Source organism: Neobacillus sp. PS3-12, from assembly GCF_030915385.1.
Taxonomy (GTDB): domain Bacteria; phylum Bacillota; class Bacilli; order Bacillales; family Cytobacillaceae; genus JAEVLT01.
The window spans coordinates 3,572,806-3,596,859 of record NZ_CP133268.1; the positions used below are offsets into that span (position 1 = coordinate 3,572,806).

Sequence of the window (24,054 nt, forward strand, 5' to 3'; positions counted from 1 at the left end):
TACCTGCAAGGAAGAAAAGGACCACGTACTCCAATTTGATTCCATGTTTTTCATAACCAGCGCGGCTAACAGCCGATCCAGAGTGTCGAGAGATATCCAGTGTCGTGAAGGAGTTAGAAGGAACAAATTCACAAAACTGCGATGGAGACGATCAAGTCAATTTTGGTTGGAAAACTCGAATTGTACGGATGTTTCCATTCTGGAATTAGGGCGTGATTCCCTAACGCGATTCGCAAAAAGCTCTGTTCGTTTTGCGTGCTAGTAAAGAATTAATTCTTTATAGAACATATGGACATATGTGTATATAAATGTCTATATTTTTAGGAACGGTTTAGCGTACAATTTATAGATCAGAAACAATAAGATAAGTTAAACGAATAGGTCCATGTACGCCCCATACCTTGTTTAACTCAATGTCAGAGGAACTGCTTGAACCACAAATAAAGTTAATGGCAGCTGGATTTATTCCCTGTTTTGACATTTCATGAAGCTTCTGCATTCCTTGTGTTAAACGAGGAACAATGGTACTTTGCGGGACAATACAAACATAATTTAAAGGCAGGAAATTTGACGTTCTTCCTTTTCCCAGTTTATCAATGACAGTGTAAGAAGCTGTTTCAGCAATGGAAAGGTCACTAATACACACGCCATAAGACGCATTCAATGCCTTATCTACATTTTCACGGCCTTTTTCATCAGTCCAAACATATGCATCTTTCAAAACATCACTTAGACCCCATTGGGCAAAACGCTCATCGTTCCAAGCGATAATTGGGCCTGATCCATGTTGAACTAGTTTCTCAGCTACCGTTTTTGCAAGATCTTTTTTCTCAATAATTAAGGAATCAATCTTACCGCCCGATCCAGCTTTGTTAACTTGAGCATTCTTATGAAATTCTTCAGTTAATTGTGCTTGAGTAAAGCCTTTATAAATTTCAAGCTGAGGTTTGCTTGAGAATTCAGGATGCACAACCTCTTTCGGCATTTCCCGCCCAAGTATGTTTGAAAGGTTAGAAATAAATGACTCTCTATTTAAAATTTGTCCTTTTTGCATTATTTCTTTCCTCCTTTACTTCTTGATTCATACCAATCTCTGAAACGTACTTTTTCCACTGCTGGCAAGTCACGTTTGTCTGTCCAACCTTTAAGAACACTAACACCTTTTTTAATTTTTCCATCTTCCATCATTGGTTTTGTCAGTAATGGCGCAACACTCGTACCTAGCTTGTACATCCAAGGACGGCTTAGAACCATACCTGCTCCAGACATACTTGCACCCCAGAATGCAGAAACCTTCTTTTCTTCAGCTAATACACGCTTGTGCTCAAGAATCAATGAATGCAACTTGATATTAGATGGACAAACTTCTGAACACGCACCACAAAGTGAACACATATACGGAAGTTCTTTGAAGTCATCATCAGCCGGCAAGAAGCGGCGTTAGTACTACTCCAAGTGGTCCAGAATAGATAGCATTATAAGAGTGACCGCCCACTTGTCGATATACTGGGCAGATATTTAAACATGCAGCACAGCGCATACATTGTAATACTTGTTTGAATTGAGAGTTTAATACTTTAGAACGTCCATTATCAACGATCACCACATGAAATTCTTTGGCACCATCGGCAGCACCTTCTTCAGTAATTCCGTTTACAAATGTCGTATAGCTTGTATTTTTTGCCCCTACTGCACTTCTACCTAATAAGCTAATACAGATATCTGCATCTTCATAGGTAGCGACAATACGTTCCATCCCCATTACAGATACCTGTAATGGGGGTGCTGATGTACAAAGATCGATATTTCCTTCATTACTGATTAATGTAATCGCTCCCGATTCAGCAATAGCGAAGTTACATCCGTAAACTCCCATATCAGCCGTTACAAACTCATTGCGCAATGAAGCACGAGCGAATGCAGCTAAGTCTTCAGGAATATCTTCGCCTGTATATCCATGCTTGGCAAAAACATCACGAATTTGGGTCCTGTTTAAATGTAAAGATGGCACCACCATATGTGAAGGTGGATTCCAGTCATCTAATTGCAACATGTATTCAGCCAAGTCGGTTTCTTTTACATCTATCCCAGCATCCATCAATTCGTGGTTAAGTCCAATTTCCTCTGTAACCATCGATTTAGCTTTTACAACTTTTTTAACGCCTCGCTCGATTGCTAGATTAGTAACATACTGAGAGGCTTCCTTAGCATCCTTTGCAAAAAATACGTTACCTCCATTTTTGATAACGTTTTCAGAAAATTGATGTAAGTAGAAATCTAAATTTTCAAGAACGTGGGCCCGAATTTCTCCAGATAGTTTTTGCCACTCACGGAAATTACCATCTCCCAATTGTGACAAGACGTTCTCTCTATTTTTATTAATTGAATCTTGAGCTTTTACCATTGCAGCACGCATGAAATCATCGTTTAGATTCTTTTCAAGATTTTCCTTAAAACTTTGGTCATTAATCTTAATCCCCATTTTGGCTCTCCTTACTATTTTGAATTTAGCACTTCTGCAAGATGCATTACTTTGATATTTGATCCAAGTCTGCTTAAACGTCCGCCAATATTCATTAGACAAGCATAGTCTGCACCTATCAAATAATCAGGGTTAGCTTCTTGGATGTACCTTGCTTTTTCATCAGCAACTTCAGCTGAAATATCCCCCATTTTAACAGAGAAGGTACCACCAAATCCGCAACACTTGTTCGAATTGTGGAAATCTACTAATTCTAGACCTTCTACTTTCGAAAGAAGTTTTAATGGCTGTTCTTTCACTTTTAAAAATCTTTGTGTATGGCAGTTGTGGTGGTAAACAGCTCTTCCTGGAAGTTTCGCAGAAAAGTCTTCTACATTAATAACTTCAATTAAAAATTGAGATAATTCATATGTTCTTGCTGCAACTTTTTCCGCTCTTTCTTTCCATTCTTTATCATCTGCAAAAATATGCGGATATTCTTTTACAAATGAAACACAAGAACCTGAAGGTGAAACAATCACTTCAGCATGTTCAAACGTTTCGATAAAGTGTTTAATTGTGTTTTTTGTTTTCTCTACGTATCCAGTGTTGTAAGTAGGCTGACCGCAGCATGTTTGGTTCTTAGGATAATCAATCTCATGCCCCAGACCTTCAAGCAATTCAACAGTAGCTTTACCGACATTCATTGCCATAAAATCGACAATACAGGTTGTAAATAGTGTTACTTTCATATCAAATCTCCTCTTGTTGATTTAATAACTATCTTCATTCCATCACCTGATAGTAAGGTCATCTGATGACTTGGTAAAAAATAAAAACAACTTATTTATACAAATACAACGTTATTATACAAAAATAGCAACTTTTCTGTATATCAAGATTCTAAAAAGTTCACAATATCTACCTTTATTTGCCACGGAAATTAAAAACGATGCGGTTAAGAAATTAAAAAAAGTTAAATCGACAGACCGAAAGACTGTCGATTTAACTTTTTCTGTTTTTCTATATCTTCACAAATTCCACACAACTTCTCTATAACTTCTACAAAACTTTTATTTATATTATAAATAACTTAATTGAAGAGTAAGGTTCACCTGCTCTTTTCTTAAAACTTCCCATAATATTTGATTGGCGCTGAAACGCCAATCTTTTTTTTGCCTTTTGATTTTAACCAATCCAATCACAGTTCTCAGCATCATCTAAATCCATATGCTTTGGAATTTTTCCTTCCTCCATTTCTCCTTCATCACATAGATAATAATGTCGGATTGGTTTTAGGTCATCGTCTAATTCATAGACAAGTGGAAGACTGTTCGGGATGTTAAGGCTGACCACCCCGTCATCAGGAATGTTGTCTAGATATTTGACAAGTGCTCGAAGCGTATTTCCGTGTGCAGAAATAATGATCCGTTGGTTTTCTTTCAAGCTTGGGACAATCTTTTCGTGCCAATACACCAATGAACGTTCTTCTGTATCAAGAAGACTTTCCATATACGGAATGATCTCTTTCCCAATACCAGCATATTTAGGGTCCTGCAAGTCACACAAATGAGCCTCTTCTGAAACAGCAGGTGGCCGAACGCTGGCGGACCGTCTCCATTCATTTACCTGCTCTTCGCCGTATTTTTCCTTAACATCATCCTTATTAAGCCCCTGTAATGCTCCATAATGTCTTTCGTTCAATCTCCAGGACTTATGGACAGGAATCCAAACCAGATCCATTTCGTGAAGGATAATCCACAATGTTCTGATTGCACGTTTAAGCACAGAAGTGTGTGCTGCATCAAAAACAAAACCGTGTTTTTTAAGAATCTTGCCAGCTTCTCTTGCCTCATTGTATCCTTCGTCCGTTAAATCAACATCCATCCAACCCGTAAATCGATTCTCTAAATTAAATTTGCTTTGACCATGACGAATAAAAACAAGAGTTTTCAATAATCTCACCTGCCATATATTGAATTTGTTTAAACTAAAATTGCTTTTGTTACCAGGGGTGGTTTTTTGTGCTTTGATTGGTAACGAAACTCGGCATATTGTTACCATGGGGCAGATTTCTGGGCTCTAATGGTAACGAGATTCGCAATCTTGTGACTATGAAGTGCATTTCAGGGCACTGAAGGTAACGAGCCCGAACATCTTGTTACCTTGGAACGAATTTCAAAATTTTAATGGTAACGATAACCCATCAAGTGGCAGTAGTTTAATCCAAAATCTTTGGGGTAATCGATTCTGAGCGATAAATCATTTCAGAAACGGTAACGCATTTAAAGCCTTCTTTGTTTAAATATCTCAAGATGTTTTCCAAAGCACAAACGGTTTGTGAGCGGTCACCTCCGGAATCGTGGAAGATAGTAATGTCACCAGGCTTTATATCGGAAACAACATTATTTGTGATTTTGTTTATCCCAGGGCAGCTCCAATCCCGAGTATCCTGAGTCCATGACCAAAGCACAACGCGATAACCATTTTTAATCGCAGTATTCAATATAAGATCATTATAATAACCCGCAACGGGGCGGTACAAAGTCGGTTTAAATCCAGTTATATTTTTAATAATCGTACTAGAGCGTTCTAACTCTTTCCGTAGCTTTGCTGGACTATTATCAAAATCGTATATATGCGAATATGTATGGTTAGCCACCTCATGTCCTTCTTTTGCTTCGCGTTTAATAATGTCGGGAAACTCTTTTGCACGTTCACCGATCACAAAAAAAGTTGCCTTTGCATGGTACTTGGCTAATAAATCAAGTATTTGATTTGTGTATACAGGGTTTGGGCCATCATCAAAAGTGAGAGCCACTAATTTTTCCTTTGTGTTTATTTCCCAAATCGCAAGCCCATTTTTCCTGTACTCCGCTTTCCTGCTGGATGCATATAAGTATTGATCACTCCACATATAACTTATTAAAAGTACGAAAACAAGCATAAGAGTTTTTTTCATGGAATAAACACTCCAATAAAATGTATTTAATGATATTCTATGTACTTTTAAATAACTTTAAAGGCAAGAGAATGATGTTACATTTTTCCTGTAAATAGTACTTAAGTATGTGAAATTATGAACAAAAATCGAAAACGATTACAAATTTCTCAAAAACGATTGAAAAATAATCTCGTACACGTTATTATGTAATCAAGCAAGAGAAATGTTCACGTTAACAAATTATTAGTTTTAATCTGGAAATTAAGGAAATACATCATGTATTAGCGGATAATTTTTTTTCAGTCAATTTGTTAACGTGAACAAAAAAATCGCAAAATATGAAAACGCATTCGAAACTTATAAGAATAGAAAGATGGTGATCATATGTCCGGTTTTATGGACGAAAATTTTCTGTTGAAAAATGAAACAGCAGTGCGATTGTATCATGATTATGCAAAACAAATGCCAATTATTGATTATCACTGCCATTTAAGTCCAAAGGAAATTTATGAAAATAAAACATTTAAAAATGTTACTGAAATTTGGCTATATGGTGATCACTACAAATGGCGTCAGATGAGAAGTAATGGTGTCGAAGAAGAGTACATTACCGGTAGCGCCAGTGACTATGATAAATTCATGGCTTGGGCAAAAACAGTTCCAATGTTGATTGGTAACCCGCTTTATCATTGGACACACTTAGAGCTACAAAGATTTTTTGGAATTTATGAAGTACTAGATGAAGAAACAGCTCCACAAATTTGGGAAAAGATTAATGCTCAATTAAATAGTGAGGGATTCGGGGCAAGAGATTTTATTAAAAAATCAAATGTAAAGGTTGTTTGTACAACTGACGACCCTACTGACAGCCTTGAATATCACTTCAAGTTAAAAGAAGAAACTGATTTCGATGTACAGGTTTTACCAAGTTTTAGACCTGATAAAGGCTTAGAAATTAATCGTGAGACTTACTTGCCATGGGTTGAAAAGCTCCAATCGGTATCAGAAATTTCCATTCAAACTTTTGATGACTTCCTAAAAGCACTTGAATCAAGAGTAAGATTTTTTGATTCAGTTGGATGTAAAGTTTCTGACCATGCAATTGATCAAATGATGTATGCAGAGACTTCAAAAGAAGAAGCTGCTGCCATTTTCGCCAATGCATTACAAGGTAATAAAGTATCCATTGAGGATGAAAAGAAATACAAAGCATTCACGATGACATTCTTAGGCGGACTTTATCACGAATTAGGCTGGGCAATGCAATTCCACATTAATGCATTACGCAACAACAACGCAAGAATGTTTGAATTAATGGGCCCAGATACAGGCTGGGATTCGATCAATGATGAGCCAATTGCTAAGCCGTTATCAAAATTATTGAGTTCAATCGAACAGAGCAAGGGACTTCCAAGAACAATCATTTACTCATTAAATGCAAACGATAACGATATCATTGCTACCATGATTGGTAATTTCCAAGGCGGAGGCATCGCTGGAAAAATTCAATTTGGTACAGCATGGTGGTTTAACGATAACAAAGAAGGCATGCTTGCTCAAATGAAGTCATTATCCAATCTTGGACTATTCAGTCGTTTTATTGGAATGCTGACTGATTCAAGAAGTTTCCTATCTTATACAAGACATGAGTATTTCAGAAGAATTGTTTGTGGCTTAATTGCTGAGTGGGTTGAAAATGGAGAAGTACCAAATAACATCGAATTTTTAGGTAAGATTGTTCAAGGTATTTCTTACAATAATGCCAAAGAATATTTTGGTTTTGATCTATAAAATAAAAGGCTCTGTTAACATTTAAAATAGCTAAAAATAAAAAAAGGAATCCCATCTCTTTATGCAGGTTTACTTTGCGGATAAGACCAGCATGAAGGAGGAGATTCTAGAAAAATTTATATCGTTTTCATTATATCAGTAAATTGTTAATCATTTCAAGTACAGTAGTATACAAGGAGGCTAATTTATGGCAGAAAATCTTGCTCGTAAATTAAATACAGAAACGAACCAAGAAATAAAAACAATTCCTACAAAAGAGAAAGCTCTGTATGGATTTGGTGACTTTGGTAATGGATTTATGTTTGACTTAGGTCAGTCTTATTTAATGCACTTTTATACCGACGTTGCAGGCATTAGTGCCGTTGCAGCAGCTGGTGTTTTCTCTCTAACTAAAATCTTCGATGCGTTTATGGATCCTTTGGCAGGATCACTTATTGACTCAAGGGCAGCTGGACCACGAGGTAAATTCCGTCCTGTCATGATGCTTTCTGCTATTATCCTTGCCGTTTTGACGGTTGTTACATTTACGATGCCAAACCTTTCAATGGGCGGAAAAATCGCTTGGGCGTACGGAACCTACATGGCTTGGGGTCTTGTCTATTCATTTACAAATGTACCTTATGGATCTTTGGCATCTGTTATGACGAGGGATGTCGGTGAACGATCATTTATGGCTTCAACCCGTCAGGCTGGTTCTATCGGGGCACAATTGGTTACAGGCGTGGCATTTGTACCGATTTTAGCAATGTTCTCAAGTCCGAAAATTGGTTATCCTGTTACTGCTGCCATTATGGCATTTATCGGTATTATCGGTTTCTTTATCTGTTACAAAGGTACGAAAGAACATATTAAAGTTGAAAATGCTAAAGGAAAAGAAAAAGCATCAGCAAAAGACTATTTCAAAGTTGTATTCACGAACCGTCCATTATGGTGCTTGGTATTAATGACATTGTTCACCATTTCAGCAATGAATACGAATAATGCAATGATGATCTATTTCTGCCAATACAATCTTGGACATGTTGGCCTGCAGCCAATTATTAACTTTATCCAAATGGGTAGTTCGGTTGTAGGTATCACTTTAATTCCATTTTTAGTTCGTCGTTTTGGCAAAAAGAAAACAGCAATGGCTGGATTACTAATTGGGGTCGTTGCTGATGGTTTAAACTTCGTGATTCCAACAAATATTTATTCTTTTATCGTATTAGTATCAATCGGTTATGCAGCTTTAGCTATTTCAAATGGTGTAACATGGGCGTTTGTTTCAGATGCGATTGATTATGGTCATTGGCATACTGGTGTTCGTAAAGAAGGCGTTACCTATGCTGCGTTCAACTTCTCTCGTAAAATCGCACAATCACTTGCTGCTATTGTTTCTGCCGGTGTTCTTGCGGCAACTGGATATATTGCTAACGCACATCAAACTGCAGGTACGCTTCTAGGAATTAAAGGTACAATGACCCTTTATCCAGCGGTTGCATTATTGCTTGCAGCGATCATTATCGGCGTTTTATACAATTTGTCCGATGATAAGTTCAAAAATATTGCTAACGACTTAAATAACGGACGTTGGGAAAAAGGAACTTTCTAATCAGGAATTAATATGATTAATAATAAAAGGCGAGAGATTACTTTGTAATCTCCCGTCTTTTAGATAAATATTTTTGCAAGAGTTTAAAATTATGATTGTCCTGAGATACTGTTAACGTTTACAATAGAACTATACTTCCTGGTAAGATTCATGTAGGCGTAAGACAAAGGGTGAATAAAAGTGGTTACAATTAAAGATATTGCAAAGCTGGCCAACGTTTCCCATACGACGGTATCACGAGCATTAAATGACAGCCCGTTAATTAAGCCAGGAACGAAGAAAAAAATTTTAGAAATAGCGTCTCAATTAAACTATACGCCTAACTTTAATGCAAAGAGTCTCGTGATGCAAAAATCTCATACCATTGGCCTTTTCTTTACGAGCATATCCAATGGTACGTCACCTAGCTTTTTTGCAGATACTGTAACAGGTGTTAATAGTATTATTAATGAGAACTACAATTTATTTGTTAGAGGAATTGACGATTATAAAGACTTTTCAACCATCCACCATAAAAGATTTGATGGAATTATCTTGATGAGCCAGCGGGAAGTTGACAATGCCTTTATCTATCATGTGCTTAATCAAAAAATTCCAATTGTCGTTATTAATAGAGAAGTCGATGACCAATCTATTATCAATATTTTATCTAACGACCGTGAAGGTTCTTGTCAGGCTGTTAAGTATTTAGTCAAAAAAGGCCATAGGGATATTGCGATCATTGAAGGGATCAAAGGCTTTAAATCGACATTGGAACGTAGGGAAGGTTATTTACAAGCATTAATTCAGCAGAAAATTCCAATCCGAAATGAATATATCGTTCAGGGGAATTATGATATGCAAAGCGGATATAGGGCAATGGAAAAACTGCTTTCCTTGAAAAATCCTCCAACAGCTGTCTTTTGTTCCAACGATGACATGGCAGTAGGAGCCCTCAATGCCGCATTTGCAAAAGGATTAAATGTACCAAAGGATATCTCTGTGATCGGTTTCGATGATATTCAAATAGCACAATACACGAATCCATCACTAACAACGGTTAAAAAACCAATTGAAAAAATTAGCAGACTTGGCGCAGAAAAGATCTTAGAAATTGTTGAAAATACGGAACAAAAAGGTGAAAAGATATTTGTTGAAACAGAGTTAATAAAAAGAAAAACCGTTGCATCCAGGAAATAAATGATCCCGTTTACAATAAAAAGGGACTTGTAAACGGGATTATTAATAAAGTAAAATGTTAACGTGTGCATAACCAAAATGGAGGAATGAAAAATGCAAAGACTGAGCAAAAGTACTGTAGAACCTCATAAAAACTATCCGGAAAAGGTACTTCAATTTGGCGAAGGGAACTTCTTAAGGGCGTTCGTTGATTGGCAAATCGATGTTCTTAACAAAACAACTGATTTTAATGGTAGTGTGGTGGTTGTTCAGCCTCTAGGCCAGGGAATGGTTGAAATGTTAAATGAACAAGATGGCTTGTATACCCTTTATTTACAAGGTATTCAGGATGGAAAAGCTGTTAGAGAACATACACTGATCGATTCTATCAGCAGAGGAATCAATTTATATTCTCAATATGATCAATATGTTGAACTAGCTAAAAATCCTGAACTTCGCTTTATTTTTTCTAATACGACAGAAGCTGGCATTGCATACGACGAAACAGACCGATTAGAAGACCAGCCGCAAAAAAGCTTTCCTGGTAAGCTAACTGCATTCCTCTATCATCGCTTCCAGGCCTTTAATGGAGATAACAGCAAAGGATTTATCATTATCCCTTGTGAATTAATTGACCGTAACGGAGAAAAATTAAAAGAAATCGTTCTTAAGTATGCAGCTCTTTGGAACCTTGGTGAGGAATTTGTTCAATGGATTAACGACGCCAATACTTTCTGCTGCACCCTGGTTGACCGAATCGTACCTGGTTATCCAAGAGATACAATTGGGGAAATCACTCAAGAGCTTGGTTACCAAGATAATCTAGTAGTAGTTGGCGAAGTGTTCCACTTTTGGGTGATTGAAGGTCCAGCGTGGATTAAGGATGAGTTCCCAGTTCATTTAGCTGGATTAAATACAATTTTTGTAGATGACCAAACACCATATAGAACAAGAAAGGTTCGCATTTTAAATGGAGCACATACAGCGATGACTCCGGTTTCTTATCTATATGGATTAGACACTGTTGCAGAAGCAGTTGAGCATCCAGTAATCGGAAAATTTATTAAAGAAATTATTTTTGAAGAGATTATCCCAACATTGGATCTGCCAATTGAAGAATTAAACTTCTTTGCAAATGCAGTAATTGAAAGATTCATGAATCCGTATGTAAAACATTTCTTAATGAGCATTTCATTAAATTCAATGTCTAAATATGAAACAAGAGACTTGCCATCTTTATTGGAATACATTAACCGCAAAAATGAATTACCTAAAAAACTTGTCTTCTCTCTAGCAGCTCTTATGGCTTTCTATAAGGGAAAAAGAGGAGAAGAAGATATTAATTTGGCAGATGATCAAGATATTCTTGAATTATATAAAGAGCAATGGGCTACATTTGATGGCAGCATTGAGAGTGTAAGATCAATTGTTACGAACGTTTTAGGATATGAAAAGAACTGGAAAATGAATCTAAATGAGGTTCCAGGTTTAACTGACGCAGTAACTAATTATCTTTTTGAAATTGTATCAAATGGAATGGAGAAAGCAGTTGAGGCTGTTTTAGGGGAGAAAGCCAAACAATAAGGGGAGAATCATTCATGTTAGATTTTATTAGAATCAATGAAATCGATAATGTTGTGGTAGCGTTACAGGATTTAGCTAAAGGTCAAACCATTCAAGTGAATGGAAAAGAGGTTGAGTTAAAAGATGATGTAAAGCGTGGCCATAAGGTTGCTATAGATGAAATTCAGGAAAATGAATATGTGATTAAGTATGGTTATCCAATTGGCCATGCAACACAGCCTATCGGTGCGGGTGAGCATGTTCATACTCATAATACAAAAACTAATCTTGATGGCATTGTGGACTACCAATTTAATCAGAAATTAACAAGCAACCCATTTAAAAATGAGAACCTTACATTTAAAGGTTTTAAACGTAAGAACGGCAATGTTGGAATCCGCAATGAACTTTGGATTGTACCAACTGTTGGCTGTGTCAATGGTGTTGCTGAAACAATCATTAAACGTTTTCAAAAGGAAGTTGGCGATATCAGTCCGTTTGAGAATGTCCTCGTCCTGAAGCATAACTATGGCTGTTCACAGCTTGGGGAAGACCATGGCAATACTAGAAGTATTTTACGCGATGCCGTACTTCATCCAAATGCTGGCGGGGTCCTTGTCCTAGGCCTTGGATGTGAAAATAATAACCTGTACGAATTTAAAGAAGGTCTTGGTGAATATGATGAAGACCGAGTGAGGTTTCTTGTTTCCCAAGAGGTTGGCAATGAAATTGAGGCTGGTGTTAACCTTTTAAAAGAAATCTATGAGGCAGCCAAAAGTGATCAGCGCCAAGAAGTGCCATTATCCGAATTGAAAATCGGGTTAAAATGTGGCGGTTCTGATGGCTTATCAGGTATTACGGCAAACCCATTACTTGGAAAATTATCTGATTTCCTAGTAGCCCAAGGCGGAACAACAGTTTTAACAGAAGTACCTGAAATGTTTGGTGCTGAAACGATCCTTATGGAACGTGCTGAAGACAAAGCAGTATTTTCTAAGACAGTTGATTTAATCAATGACTTCAAAGAATACTTCATGGCAAGCAACCAGCCTGTTTATGAAAATCCTTCTCCAGGAAATAAAGCAGGAGGTATTACAACATTAGAGGATAAATCTCTTGGTTGTACGCAAAAAGCTGGAACATCAGTTGTTACAGACGTCCTAAAATATGGAGAAAGATTGAAGACAAAAGGTTTAAATCTTTTAAGTGCCCCAGGAAATGACCTTGTTGCTGCATCTGCGTTAGCATCAGCAGGCTGTCAGCTAGTTCTATTTACAACTGGCCGCGGAACTCCATTTGGCACCTATGTTCCAACGATGAAGGTTTCAACGAATACTCCATTATTTGAAGCAAAGCCACATTGGATTGACTTTAATGCAGGAGTATTACTAGAAGAATCAGCAGATACAGTATTGCGTAACTTCATTGATTATGTCATTCAAGTAGCTAGTGGTGAACAAGTGAATAACGAAAAGAATGACTTCAGAGAAATTGCGATTTTTAAAACTGGTGTAACTTTATAATGTGAACCAATTAGTTGGGGACATAGTCCCCAGCTAATTATTATGTGCATTTTTATTAGAAAAATTTGGGGGTGTTTAGTGTTGAAAAAGGACTTACTTTCATTATTAGAAATAGAAAAGGTTGTTGCGATTATTAGAGGAATTCCCGATGGCAGCGGGGAACAAACGGCAAAGGCATTGTTAGCAGGCGGAATTTCATTTTTGGAAATTACACTTAATACAAATGGCGCATTGAACATGATCGATGAATTAAAAGGGAAACTAGGGAGTCAAATGCGAGTTGGAGCAGGTACTGTCCTAAATCTTAAGATGGCTAAGGAAGCGGTACAAGCAGGGGCAGAGTACTTAATTTCTCCAAATTTAGATGAATCAGTTTTAGCTTATGGCTTAGAACAAGGTGTGGATGTATGGCCGGGAACATTGACACCTACGGAGATTGTTCGTGCTTACGAACTTGGGGCCACTGCTGTTAAGGTTTTCCCAATCGGTTCAATGGGAATGAAATATATTAAAGATATACGCGGACCGCTAAACCATATCCCAATGATGGTAACTGGCGGAGTCAACCTTGATAATATGAAAGAGGTATTGGGCTATGGAGCCATCGCAGTCGGCTTAGGTGGAAATTTGGTTAACAACAGTTTGATTAAACAAGGTAATTTTGAGGAAATTACCAAATTGGCAAAAGCTTATACTAATCTTGCCAAAGAAGTGTAATGATTTTTTAGGAATAATCATCATTCACCATCATAAAACACTAATGGGTGCTTTACCTGTGTTTTATGATGGTTTTTTGTACTTTCGTTTTTTCTCAAGGGGGGATTGTTTTGAGTGTCCATTATGATCCAAAGGAAAGAATTTTCCATTTAAGAGGAAAAGATACGAGTTACGTGATACAAATTATTAGAGATGGATACTTAGCGCATCTATACTGGGGAAAACGATTAAATCATTTCTATAGCAAGAACCCTATAAGATTTGTTAAAAGGGGATTTTCCCCTAACCCTGAACCATCCGATCAGTCTTTTTCTCTAGATACCCTGCCACAGGAATACCCTGCCTACGGAAATACAGATTTCAGAACACCAGCCTATCAAATTCAATTAGAAAATGGATCAACCATCACAGACCTGCGATATAAAAACCATTCTATTTTTAAGGGAAAACCAAAATTAAGCGGTTTGCCTTCTGTATACGTTGAGGAGGAGCAAGAAGCTGAAACATTGGAAATTATCTTAGAAGATTCACTTATTCATCTCCAAGTAAAACTGACTTATACAATTTTTTCAGAATATAATGCGATAACACGCTCTGTTCACTTTCAAAATCAAGGTGAAGAAAAGCTCAAAATTCTGCGTGCATTAAGCGCCAATGTGGATTTTCGGGATGATCAGTTTGATTTATTAACCTTATATGGATCGCATATCAATGAACGAAATATAGTCAGAAGACCGATTGTCCCTGGAAGTCAACTAATTGAAAGTAGGCGAGGAGCAAGCAGCCACCAGCAAAACCCTTTTTTTGCCTTGCTTAGGAAAAATACTGATGAGGAAAAGGGGGAAGTATACGGGTTCAGTCTTGTATATAGTGGGAATTTTTTAGCGCAGGTGGAAGTTGACCAATTTCATACAGCCAGAGCGTCAATAGGAATAAATCCTTTTGACTTTACCTGGCTTTTAAAACAAAATGAATCATTTCAACTCCCCGAAGTTGTCATGGTTTATTCTGATGAAGGATTAGGGGGGATGTCCCGTACTTACCATGAACTTTATCGGACACGTTTGTGCAGAGGTACATATCGGGACCTAATCCGCCCAACTCTCATCAATAATTGGGAAGCAACTTATATGAAATTTACAGCAGAAAAAATCATCGAAATTGCCAAGGCTGCCCAGGAAGTAGGGATTGAATTATTTGTGCTCGATGATGGCTGGTTTGGTAAAAGAGATAATGCAAAAAGCTCACTGGGTGATTGGGTAGTAAATAAACAGAAACTCCCGAAGGGGTTAGCTGATCTAGCAAAAAGAATCCGAAAAATGGGATTGGAATTTGGTTTATGGTTTGAACCTGAAATGGTATCAGTTGATAGTGATCTTTATAGAAAACATCCTGATTGGTGTTTACATGTTCCGAATCGCAGAAGGTCAGAAGGCAGAAATCAGCTTGTGCTTGATTTGTCCAGAACAGAAGTCTGTGATTATATTATTGCTGCTGTCTCCAATGTTTTGCAAAGTGCACCAATTACCTATGTGAAATGGGATATGAATCGTCATCTAACAGAAATTGGTTCAGAAACACTGTCCGCTGAACAACAACGTGAGACTGCCCACCGATATATCTTAGGCCTTTACCGTATCATGGACGAAATCACATCCAGGTTTCCTGATATATTATTCGAAAGCTGTTCGGGCGGCGGCGGCCGCTTCGACCCTGGTATGCTTTATTACATGCCGCAAGTCTGGACGAGTGATAATACCGATGCTGTCTCCAGATTGAAAATTCAATATGGCACAAGTATTGTGTACCCTCTAGTTACGATGGGGGCACATGTATCTGCAGTGCCCAACCATCAGGTAAAGCGGGTGACCTCATTAGACATGCGTGGAAATGTAGCGATGTCTGGCAACTTCGGGTATGAGCTGGACTTAACGAAATTAACGAAAAAAGAAAAAGAAGAAATCAAAAGTCAAATTACATTTTATAAGGATATTCGCCATATCGTTCAATTTGGGAAATTCTATCGCTTGTTGAACCCATTTATCGGGAATCAAGCAGCATGGTTGTTTATTTCTGAGGACAAAACTGAAGTGGTTGTTTTATATTCGCAAATTTTATCACAACCCAATCCGCCGCTTTGCAGTCTAAGGTTAAAGGGGTTAAATCCAAACTTCCTTTATCGGGACACTAAAACAGGAGAAGTCTATGGCGGAGATGAATTAATGTATGCAGGAATTGCCATTCCCCAATTGAAGAGTGATTTCAATAGTGTAATTTGGAGTTTTAGGCGAATTAAATAAGGCTCCCATGCGCACAAGGCAATGGAAGCCAATTGTCTAAAAATCTCTTGTAAATGTATCAGGATCTGGTCCTACACGTTCATCTTTGTTTAAGCTATTGATTCTTTCCATATCTTCAGCAGACAGTTCAAAATCAAAAATATCTGCATTTGCAATGATTCGTTCTTCCTTAATAGATTTAGGAATTATAACTACTTCATTTTGTAAATCCCAGCGAAGGATTACCTGTGCTACTGATTTGTTATACTTTTGGCCAATTTCGATAAGGGATGGGTCGTTAAATAATTGGCCTTGTTTTAAAGGTGCCCATGCTTCAATTTGAATTCCTTCTTTTTTACAGAATTCACGAAGTGCTGCTTGGTTAAAGGATGGGTGAAGTTCAACCTGGTTTACCATTGGCTTGATTTCGGAATGTGCGATTAAATCCTCTAAATGGTGGATTTGGAAATTAGATACACCGATGGCGCGAACACGTCCATCTTTATATAATTTTTCAAGTGCTTTCCAAGTTTCACGATACTTATTTTTATCTGGGCCAGGCCAGTGGATCAAATAAAGATCAAGGTAATCCAGCTGTAGTTTATCAAGACTTGTTTCAAACGCTTTTAGAGTTGAATCATAGCCCTGATCGTTGTTCCAGACCTTTGTCGTGATAAAAAGCTCTTCACGAGGAACACCAGCTTCTCTAATTGCTTGTCCAACACCAGCTTCATTTTGATATAAAGCTGCTGTATCAATACCGATGTAGCCATTTTTTATAGCTGCTTTTACAGCTTGAATGACTTCTTCACCTTCTTGGACTTTGTATACGCCAAGACCAAACCATGGCATTTTAACGCCATTATGTAATGTTGTGGTGTCCTTTAAGCTTGTTGGCATATTCATTCCTCCTTTTTATGTAAGAACCGATTTTAATTATCTCATGATTTTCCAAAACATGAAAACGTTATGATAAATATAAATGGGTTAATATTGAAGTTACGTTGATTCCAAGAAAAATGAAATTATAATATACTTGAGAAAAATTTTTTTAGATCTAAAGAGGTGCCAACATGGGAAGAAAAAGATATCAAAATTATGATAAAGTGGAGAACAAAAACACTTTTTCGGATATGTTAAGGTGGTCAAAAGAGCGGAAGAACAAGATAAAAGATTTAACAACACAAATACCACATTCAGATAGTAAAGAGATTGAATTCTTGCAGAAAAATAAACAAGATCTTTCAATAACATGGATTGGCCACTCCACATTTTTGATTCAGTTTGAGGGGATAAATATTTTAACAGACCCAGTGTGGGCTAGTAGGATGGGGCTCCAAAAACGTTTAACTAAACCTGGTTTAACGATTGAACAACTCCCTGAAATTGACGTTGTCTTGATTTCCCATGGACACTATGATCATCTTGATTTTCCCACATTGAAGAAATTAAATGGGGATATTACCTTTTATGTACCAATCGGGTTAAGAACGAAGTTTATAAAAAAAGGATATCTTAATGTAATCGAGGCAAATTGGTGGGAAACGTTCTCTCATGATAACTTAAAACTAACATTTGTCCCAGCCCAGCATTGGACGAAAAGAACCTTAACAGATACGAATACTTCTCATTGGGGCGGCTGGATAATAGAGGCAACGGAAATGAATCACAATGTTTATTTTGCTGGGGATTACGGCTATTTTAGAGGGTTTAAAGAAATTGGCGAGCGTTTTCCAGTTGATATTGTCTTAATGCCAATTGGAGCATATGAACCAGAGTGGTTTATGAATATCTCCCATATTAATCCGGAAGATGCGATTAAAGCATTTTTGGAGCTAAAGGGAAGAATTTTTATTCCGATGCATTATGGTGCCTATCGACTGGCAGATGATACGGGCCCAGAGGCTTTAGAGAGGTTGATGAAAGAATGGAAACGATTAGAACTGGACTCTGGGCAATTAGCTGCCCTTAAAATTGGTGAGACATTGCGGATTGATAGGGAAATGTAATTTTTATATACAATGTTTACGAATGGAATATTTAGTCTTCACTAATTTGTTAAATATCATGAAAATGAATCCGAAAAACACCGCTAAAATATGTATATAAATATAGTTCGTGACTTAAAGGCGGGAAAAAATTGAGTAAACTCTCCCCATTAAATGAAGACATAGAAAATTTACATTTAAGAATAAAAGAGTTAGAGAACAGAGAGGAAGAGCTCTTGAAAGTTCTCAGAATTCATGAGGCATTGCACTTAGGAATTTTAAATGCCCTGCCAATTAATATATTTTTGGAAGATCGTGAGGGCAGGACCATTTTTGCTAATGATACTACGTGCGATATGAACGGCAAAAGTTTAGAAGAGCTCATTGGAAAGACTGTTTTTGATTTTTTCCCTAAAAAAATTGCTGAAAATCAACGAGCTATGGATCTTGAAGTCTGGAAGCAACGGAATTTAATCACCAAGGAAGTAAAGGTTAATTTTTCAGGGGAAGAAAAACATATGCTTACCGGAAAAACAATCATTCATTTAAAAGAATCGAACAATGATTATATGCTTGGATTTGGCCTAGATATAACGGATCGAATAATAGCAGAAAGATTGATTAAGCATATGGCCTACCACGATACATTAACCGATCTTCCAAATCGGCGTTTTGTCGAAACCTTTCTGGCTGATTATACGAAGCATAACAATATAAATAAACAAAATATGCTGGGGATTGTATTACTTGATCTTGATCGATTTAAAGTGATAAATGATAGTCTGGGGCATCATGCTGGTGATATGCTTTTACAAGCTGTCTCAAATCGGTTAATCAATTCTGTTGGGGAGAAGGAAATTACCGCCAGAATCGGCGGCGATGAATTTATTATCTTAATTCCAAATATGCAACATCGAGATGAAGCGATGTATGTTTGTGAAAAAATAATGAGAAGCATGGAAGACGACTTTGAGATTTATGGTCAAAAATTGAATGTGACAACAAGTATTGGGATTAGTTTATATCCTAAGCACGGGAATGATCTTAATACATTGGTAAAAGGTGCCGACCTTGCCATGTATCAATCTAAGGATAAAGGGAGAAATTGTTATACCTTATTTTCATCTACAATGAGAGACTGCGCAATTGAACGAATGGATAAGGAAATACTCTTAAGACAGGCATTAGAGACCAATGAGTTTGTTTTATTTTACCAGCCGAAAATTGAAATAGCGACGAATAAAATCTATGGCATGGAGGCATTAATTCGCTGGAGGAATGATGATCAAATTATTTCTCCAGATTCTTTTATCCCGTTGGCAGAAGAAACAGGGTTAATCATTACAATTGGCGAGTGGGTTCTACGTCAGGCCTGCACCGATTGTAAGTCATGGCATGATCAAGGATTATCCCATTTATCTGTTAGTGTAAATATTTCTCCGCAACAGTTTAAACGCCAAAATATCGAAGAATTAGTAAGTTCTATTCTTCAGGAAACAGGCTTGCCTCCATCGGCATTGGAGCTTGAATTGACGGAAGGTATTATTATGCAGGATCCTGGTAATGCATCCTTTATTATTTCAAATCTAAAAGCATTGGGGATAAAAATTTCGATCGATGATTTTGGAACAGGCTTCTCATCATTGGGTTATTTGAAGCAATTTCCAATTGATATATTAAAAATTGATAAGTCATTTGTAACAAATCTAGAATGGGACGAGACAAACGCTTCGATTTCTACTGCTGTTATTTCACTTGCTCATAGTTTAAAACTAGAGGTTGTTGCAGAAGGAATTGAAAATGAGGAGCAATTAACATTTTTTAGAAATCATGGGTGTGATTTTGGCCAAGGTTATCTGATCAGTAAACCAGTTGAAATGGATATGGTGATGAATCTTATTAAAGAGAAATATATAAAAGTTAATTAGTAAAAAGTATGTTAACGTTAACATACTTTTTACATTTTAAAAAAAGAGTGTCAACATTTTTGGTGATACCCTTGAGTTCTATACCAGATAGCGGAAATAAATGTAAGCAGTACAAATAATAATGGATAAAACCATTATCGGAAAAGCCACTAAAAGGAATTTTCCAAATGAGATTGGATAGCCTTCTTTTGCGGCTAGACCAGCGACAATGACATTTGCGCTTGCTCCTATAAGCGTTCCGTTTCCTCCAAGACATGCACCTAGGGCAAGGCTCCACCATAGTGGTTCTAAATGATGAATGCCCAATTCCCCCATATCCTTTATCATGGGAATCATGGTTGCCACAAATGGAATGTTATCGATGAAAGCCGAAGCAATTGCGCTAACCCATAAAATTAAAATGGAGGTGGATTTTAAGTTCCCTCCAGTCAAATGCACCGAATAATCCGCTAATAGGGATATAACACCCGTTTCAATTAATCCCGAGACAAGGACAAATAAACCGATAAAAAAGAAAATAGTTGTCCATTCGACTTTATGGAACGCTTTTTCGAGAAATTTTTCTCCTGTTAGTAATAACAAAAGAAACGCTCCCGCAAGTGAAACTGTCGCTGATTCTAAATGAAAAAGCTGATGAAGGAAAAAGCCGATAATGGTGAGGCCAAGTGTAATGAGTGATTTTATCAATAATGCTGAATCTGTTATTTCTTCCTTTTCATCTAAGTCCATTAAGTTTTCTTTTAGTTCCTTCGAAGTCTTAAGGGACTTTCGATAAATAAAGGCCAAGATTCCCATGTTAATTACTAATACGATAAACGAAATAGCTGCTAGATTATTTATAAATTGAAGAAATGTTAGTTCCTTTACAGCACTGCCAATCATGATATTTGGCGGATCGCCAATAAGTGTTGAAGTTCCGCCAGCATTGGATGCGATTATTTCCGTTATTAAATAAGGAATTGGGTTCACCCTTAACTGTCTTGTAATGCTAAACGTAACTGGCACCATTAAGAGAACGGTGGTTACATTATCTAAAAATGCGGAACCCACTGCTGTAATAAGACCAAGGACAAGCAGAATTTTTAAAGGATCACCGTGTACTTTTTTTGCTGCCCATATGGCTAAATAATTAAACAATCCTGTTTCGGCTGTAATCGAGACAATAATCATCATACCTGTCAAGAGACCAATTGTATTAAAGTCAATATGGTGCAGTGCTGTTTCTTGATCAATAATTCCAAGGATCACCATCAAAATACCACCAGCCATACTGATAATTGTTCGGTGAATTTTTTCTGTTACGATAAAGGCATAAGTGACTAAAAATACCCCAATAGCAATAATAGCTTGATTAGTCATTTTTCATCTCCTCTTCAATTATGGTGTTAAAAGGTATTATTTCCTAGGCTATGTTAAAGGACATTGTTGATTTTTTAGCCCTGTTGATTGGAGCGGAGGGCACTCGACTCCTGCGAGATATAGAGGTCTCTGGAGACCCCACAGGCGCCTATGGCGCCGAGGAGGCTCCAGGACCTCCCCGCGGAAAGCGAGTGCCTGGAGCGGAAATCAACAGCCTAATTTAACACAGCCATTTCCTAAAAAAAGACAGGGGGAGCCTGCAATGGCAGACTCCCCCTAAAATAACACCGATATTTTTTCTTTTAACTATATCGGAATATTTGCCAGGTGTAAATATGCAGGGTTTCTAAATGCCGATGATGGGGAAAATGAAAAAAGCTATATGCTCTGCTAAAGGACAGAAATTTGTCAAAAATATATGTAAAATCCGTGAAAAAAACCGCTTTCAATAAACAAATTAGATAAAGTTTTTTATAATGATGTCTGTGAAAGGTGGAATAATCAAATGAACATTACAACCATTATCGAATTAGAAAATGAAGAATTTGAAAAAATGGCGGGAGCCAAGCTGGTTTTTGCGCAAGAACAAATCGATGAACATATCATTGAGACATGTGTAGATTACTTACAAGCAGATGATTCAAAGGAAATTCTTACTCCAGAAGCTGCAATACAAGTGGTATTTGATCAACTTAAACAAGAAGGTGTTGTACCACAGCAGGTAGAAGACTTTTCATTCGAAATGCCTTCTTGCGGACAATTAAGAAAGAAAACACAAAGTGAATATGATATACCACAAAAAGTTATTCTCTCTTTTATCAGCTAAGAAGAAGTTCAGTGAGCTTCTTTTTTTTGGCTAATATGGAAGGATAAATTTTTTATCAAAATTTATCCTTCCATATGTCGCATAAGTGCAACTACGCCTCTGTCTTCGCCCTTAGGGGCTCGCCAATCGGCGAGTTTTCTTTACTTTCAACAAGATTATAACCTTTTACAATCTTGTGAACAGAGGTGTTGGATAAAGTAAAATTTTAACTCATAATTTATAATGTAGATGAACATCAAGAAATTTTTTTCTACAGGTATATAAATGAAAACGCTTACATAATGAAAAAGGAGGCGGCTCTTTGCGAAGGATTACAATCATAACAGGATATTTTGGCAGTGGAAAAACTGAAATTGCTATTAATCTGGCATTGCAAGAAACCTTAAATTACAAAAAGGTGGCTATTAATGATCTAGATGTTGTGAATCCATATTTTCGGTCAAGAGATCTCGCAGATCTTTTTCAACTATACAGTATTGACCTAATTTCTCCTAAAGGCCGCCTTTCGAAAAGCGATTTACCGATTGTGTCCGGCGAATTCTTTCGTGTATTGCACGACCCTGACTATCGGATCATTATTGATGTCGGAGGAGATAAGGAAGGGGCGTTAGTCCTTGGGCAATATTATCACGAATGGCAGGATTTAAAGCCTGTGATGCTATTTGTTTTAAATTGTTTTCGTCCCGAGGTAAGTACCTTGGAGGGAGCATTAGAGGTAATTAAAAGAATTGAAAATGCCTCCCGCTTAAAAGTATCAGGAATCATCAATAATGCAAATATTGGCCAAGCAACAACAATGGCCGAAGTTTGTAAAGGCTCTGATCAAAGTTTATCTTTAGCTGAAAAGCTTAACGTTCCAGTTATTTGTACATGTATTTCCTCTCATCTTAGAAAGGAAGCAGAGGATTTTGCATCAGACCATCATGTAAAGTTTATTAAAAGATATTTGAAATTGCCGTGGGAAGGGTAGGGAACCTCATGGAAACCAAAGTCGCCTTTAATGAAATTTTTTGTAAATCATGTGGATTGTGTATTCAAATATGCCCAACCAATGTTATTTCTTTAGCCTCTTACATTAATGCAAATGGCTATCGTTCGGCAACAGTAGTTGACCAGGAACATTGTATCAGTTGTGCAAAATGTGGCCAAGTATGCCCAGACTCCGTTATTACCGTTTACAAACCCGAAAAGCAAAGACAAACAGTTTAAGGCTAAACTGCGAAGGGAGAAGAAACGCATGGAAAAAGTATTGATGAAGGGAAATGAAGTGATTGCAGAAGCAGCAATTAACGCAGACTGCCGATTTTTCTTCGGTTATCCAATCACACCGCAAAGTGAATTAATTGCTTATATGGCAAAAAGGCTTCCAGAGGTGGATGGGGTATTTTTACAGGCAGAAAGTGAAATTGCAGCGATTAATATGGTATACGGGGCAGCGGGGACTGGGGCACGAGTAATGACCTCTTCTTCCAGCCCAGGCTTTAGTTTAAAGCAGGAAGGAATCTCTTACCTGGTAGGTGCCGAGCTTCCGCTGTAATCGTCAACATCATGCGTGGCGGTCCCGGTCTTGGAAATATTCAGCCTTCCCAAGCCGATTATTATCAGGTAACAAGAGGAGGAGGTCATGGTGATTATAATACCGTTGTTTTAGCACCATCCAGCCTTCAGGAAATTGTTGAACTCACCCAGGAAGCATTTGATATTGCGGACTGTTACCGCAATCCTGTCATTTTAGCGGGTGACGGACTGCTGGGCCAAATGATGGAACCAGTTGAGTTCTTTCCGCTTGAAAAAAGACAGCCAACTGAAAAAAATTGGGCTACCACTGGAACACGCGGCGATGGGGATCCAAAAATCATCACTTCCTTAGAGTTGGATGCAGAAAGCTTAGAGAAGAGAAACGTTGCATTGCAGCAAAAGTTTGCT

18 protein-coding genes and 2 pseudogenes are annotated in these 24,054 nt (G+C 37.4%); 13 read left to right on the top strand and 7 right to left on the bottom strand.

From position 1 onward, the window contains the following. Nucleotides 1-343: 343 nt before the first annotated feature. The 5 genes and pseudogenes from RCG17_RS18105 to RCG17_RS18125 form a co-directional block, all read right to left on the bottom strand. On the bottom strand, nt 344-1,054 hold the full coding sequence (locus RCG17_RS18105) for a LutC/YkgG family protein (RefSeq protein WP_308171497.1): 711 nt from the start codon (nt 1,052-1,054) through the stop codon (nt 344-346). Continuing rightward, nucleotides 1,054-2,482 (bottom strand): annotated as a pseudogene (locus RCG17_RS18110) (LutB/LldF family L-lactate oxidation iron-sulfur protein). Before RCG17_RS18110 ends, RCG17_RS18105 begins: the two are co-directional and overlap by 1 nt. A 14-nt stretch (nt 2,483-2,496) precedes the next feature. After that, on the bottom strand, nt 2,497-3,213 hold the full coding sequence (locus tag RCG17_RS18115; RefSeq protein ID WP_308171498.1) for a (Fe-S)-binding protein: 717 nt from the start codon (nt 3,211-3,213) through the stop codon (nt 2,497-2,499). Between the two features lie 436 nt (nt 3,214-3,649). Then, nucleotides 3,650-4,417 (bottom strand): 2,3-diphosphoglycerate-dependent phosphoglycerate mutase, encoded by a 768-nt coding sequence (gene gpmA, locus RCG17_RS18120; RefSeq protein ID WP_308171499.1) that lies wholly within the window; start codon nt 4,415-4,417, stop codon nt 3,650-3,652. A 265-nt stretch (nt 4,418-4,682) separates the two neighbouring features. After that, on the bottom strand, nt 4,683-5,423 hold the full coding sequence (locus tag RCG17_RS18125; RefSeq protein WP_308171500.1) for a polysaccharide deacetylase family protein: 741 nt from the start codon (nt 5,421-5,423) through the stop codon (nt 4,683-4,685). A 366-nt stretch (nt 5,424-5,789) separates the two neighbouring features. On the opposite strand from RCG17_RS18125, the gene uxaC reads away from it, so the two are divergent. The 7 genes from uxaC (at nt 5,790) to RCG17_RS18160 (ending at nt 16,048) form a co-directional block, all read left to right on the top strand. Then, nucleotides 5,790-7,196 (top strand): glucuronate isomerase, encoded by a 1,407-nt coding sequence (gene uxaC, locus RCG17_RS18130; protein ID WP_308171501.1) that lies wholly within the window; start codon nt 5,790-5,792, stop codon nt 7,194-7,196. A gap of 187 nt (nt 7,197-7,383) precedes the next feature. Continuing rightward, entirely contained in the window at nt 7,384-8,787 is a 1,404-nt protein-coding gene (locus RCG17_RS18135; RefSeq protein WP_308171502.1) for a glycoside-pentoside-hexuronide (GPH):cation symporter, read from the top strand. 180 nt (nt 8,788-8,967) lie between these two features. Then, nucleotides 8,968-9,966 (top strand): LacI family DNA-binding transcriptional regulator, encoded by a 999-nt coding sequence (locus RCG17_RS18140; RefSeq protein WP_308171503.1) that lies wholly within the window; start codon nt 8,968-8,970, stop codon nt 9,964-9,966. A 93-nt stretch (nt 9,967-10,059) separates the two neighbouring features. Beyond that, nucleotides 10,060-11,529, top strand: coding sequence for a tagaturonate reductase (locus tag RCG17_RS18145; RefSeq protein WP_308171504.1), 1,470 nt, complete (start codon nt 10,060-10,062; stop codon nt 11,527-11,529). A gap of 14 nt (nt 11,530-11,543) precedes the next feature. Next, nucleotides 11,544-13,031, top strand: coding sequence for a UxaA family hydrolase (locus tag RCG17_RS18150; protein ID WP_308171505.1), 1,488 nt, complete (start codon nt 11,544-11,546; stop codon nt 13,029-13,031). Nucleotides 13,032-13,112: 81 nt separating this feature from the next. Beyond that, nucleotides 13,113-13,748 (top strand): bifunctional 4-hydroxy-2-oxoglutarate aldolase/2-dehydro-3-deoxy-phosphogluconate aldolase, encoded by a 636-nt coding sequence (locus RCG17_RS18155; RefSeq protein WP_308171506.1) that lies wholly within the window; start codon nt 13,113-13,115, stop codon nt 13,746-13,748. 110 nt (nt 13,749-13,858) lie between these two features. Then, complete coding sequence (locus tag RCG17_RS18160) at nt 13,859-16,048, top strand: alpha-galactosidase (RefSeq protein ID WP_308171507.1); 2,190 nt, start codon at nt 13,859-13,861, stop codon at nt 16,046-16,048. Nucleotides 16,049-16,084: 36 nt separating this feature from the next. Here the strand turns inward: RCG17_RS18160 and RCG17_RS18165 are convergent, their stop codons facing one another. Continuing rightward, nucleotides 16,085-16,927, bottom strand: a complete 843-nt coding sequence (locus RCG17_RS18165) for an aldo/keto reductase (protein WP_308171508.1) — start codon at nt 16,925-16,927, stop codon at nt 16,085-16,087. Nucleotides 16,928-17,100: 173 nt separating this feature from the next. Between RCG17_RS18165 and RCG17_RS18170 the strand changes: the two genes are divergently transcribed. Both RCG17_RS18170 and RCG17_RS18175 read left to right on the top strand, forming a co-directional pair. Beyond that, nucleotides 17,101-18,036, top strand: a complete 936-nt coding sequence (locus RCG17_RS18170) for an MBL fold metallo-hydrolase (protein ID WP_308171509.1) — start codon at nt 17,101-17,103, stop codon at nt 18,034-18,036. Nucleotides 18,037-18,167: 131 nt separating this feature from the next. Next, the gene (locus RCG17_RS18175; protein WP_308171510.1) at nt 18,168-19,943 is read left to right on the top strand and encodes a putative bifunctional diguanylate cyclase/phosphodiesterase; all 1,776 of its coding nucleotides are present in this window, start codon (nt 18,168-18,170) and stop codon (nt 19,941-19,943) included. A gap of 78 nt (nt 19,944-20,021) precedes the next feature. Here the strand turns inward: RCG17_RS18175 and RCG17_RS18180 are convergent, their stop codons facing one another. Beyond that, nucleotides 20,022-21,302 (bottom strand): ArsB/NhaD family transporter, encoded by a 1,281-nt coding sequence (locus tag RCG17_RS18180; protein ID WP_308171511.1) that lies wholly within the window; start codon nt 21,300-21,302, stop codon nt 20,022-20,024. Nucleotides 21,303-21,807: 505 nt separating this feature from the next. Here RCG17_RS18180 and RCG17_RS18185 point away from each other — a divergent pair. The 4 genes and pseudogenes from RCG17_RS18185 to RCG17_RS18200 form a co-directional block, all read left to right on the top strand. Continuing rightward, entirely contained in the window at nt 21,808-22,128 is a 321-nt protein-coding gene (locus RCG17_RS18185) for a hypothetical protein (protein ID WP_308171512.1), read from the top strand. A gap of 301 nt (nt 22,129-22,429) precedes the next feature. Next, nucleotides 22,430-23,098 (top strand): hypothetical protein, encoded by a 669-nt coding sequence (locus RCG17_RS18190; RefSeq protein ID WP_308171513.1) that lies wholly within the window; start codon nt 22,430-22,432, stop codon nt 23,096-23,098. Nucleotides 23,099-23,106: 8 nt separating this feature from the next. Then, nucleotides 23,107-23,337: a 4Fe-4S binding protein gene (locus RCG17_RS18195; RefSeq protein WP_308171514.1), complete on the top strand. Its 231-nt coding sequence runs from the start codon at nt 23,107-23,109 to the stop codon at nt 23,335-23,337. Nucleotides 23,338-23,380: 43 nt separating this feature from the next. Beyond that, nucleotides 23,381-24,039 (top strand): annotated as a pseudogene (locus RCG17_RS18200) (3-methyl-2-oxobutanoate dehydrogenase subunit beta); the annotation flags it as partial. Between the last annotated feature and the right edge of the window lie 15 nt (nt 24,040-24,054).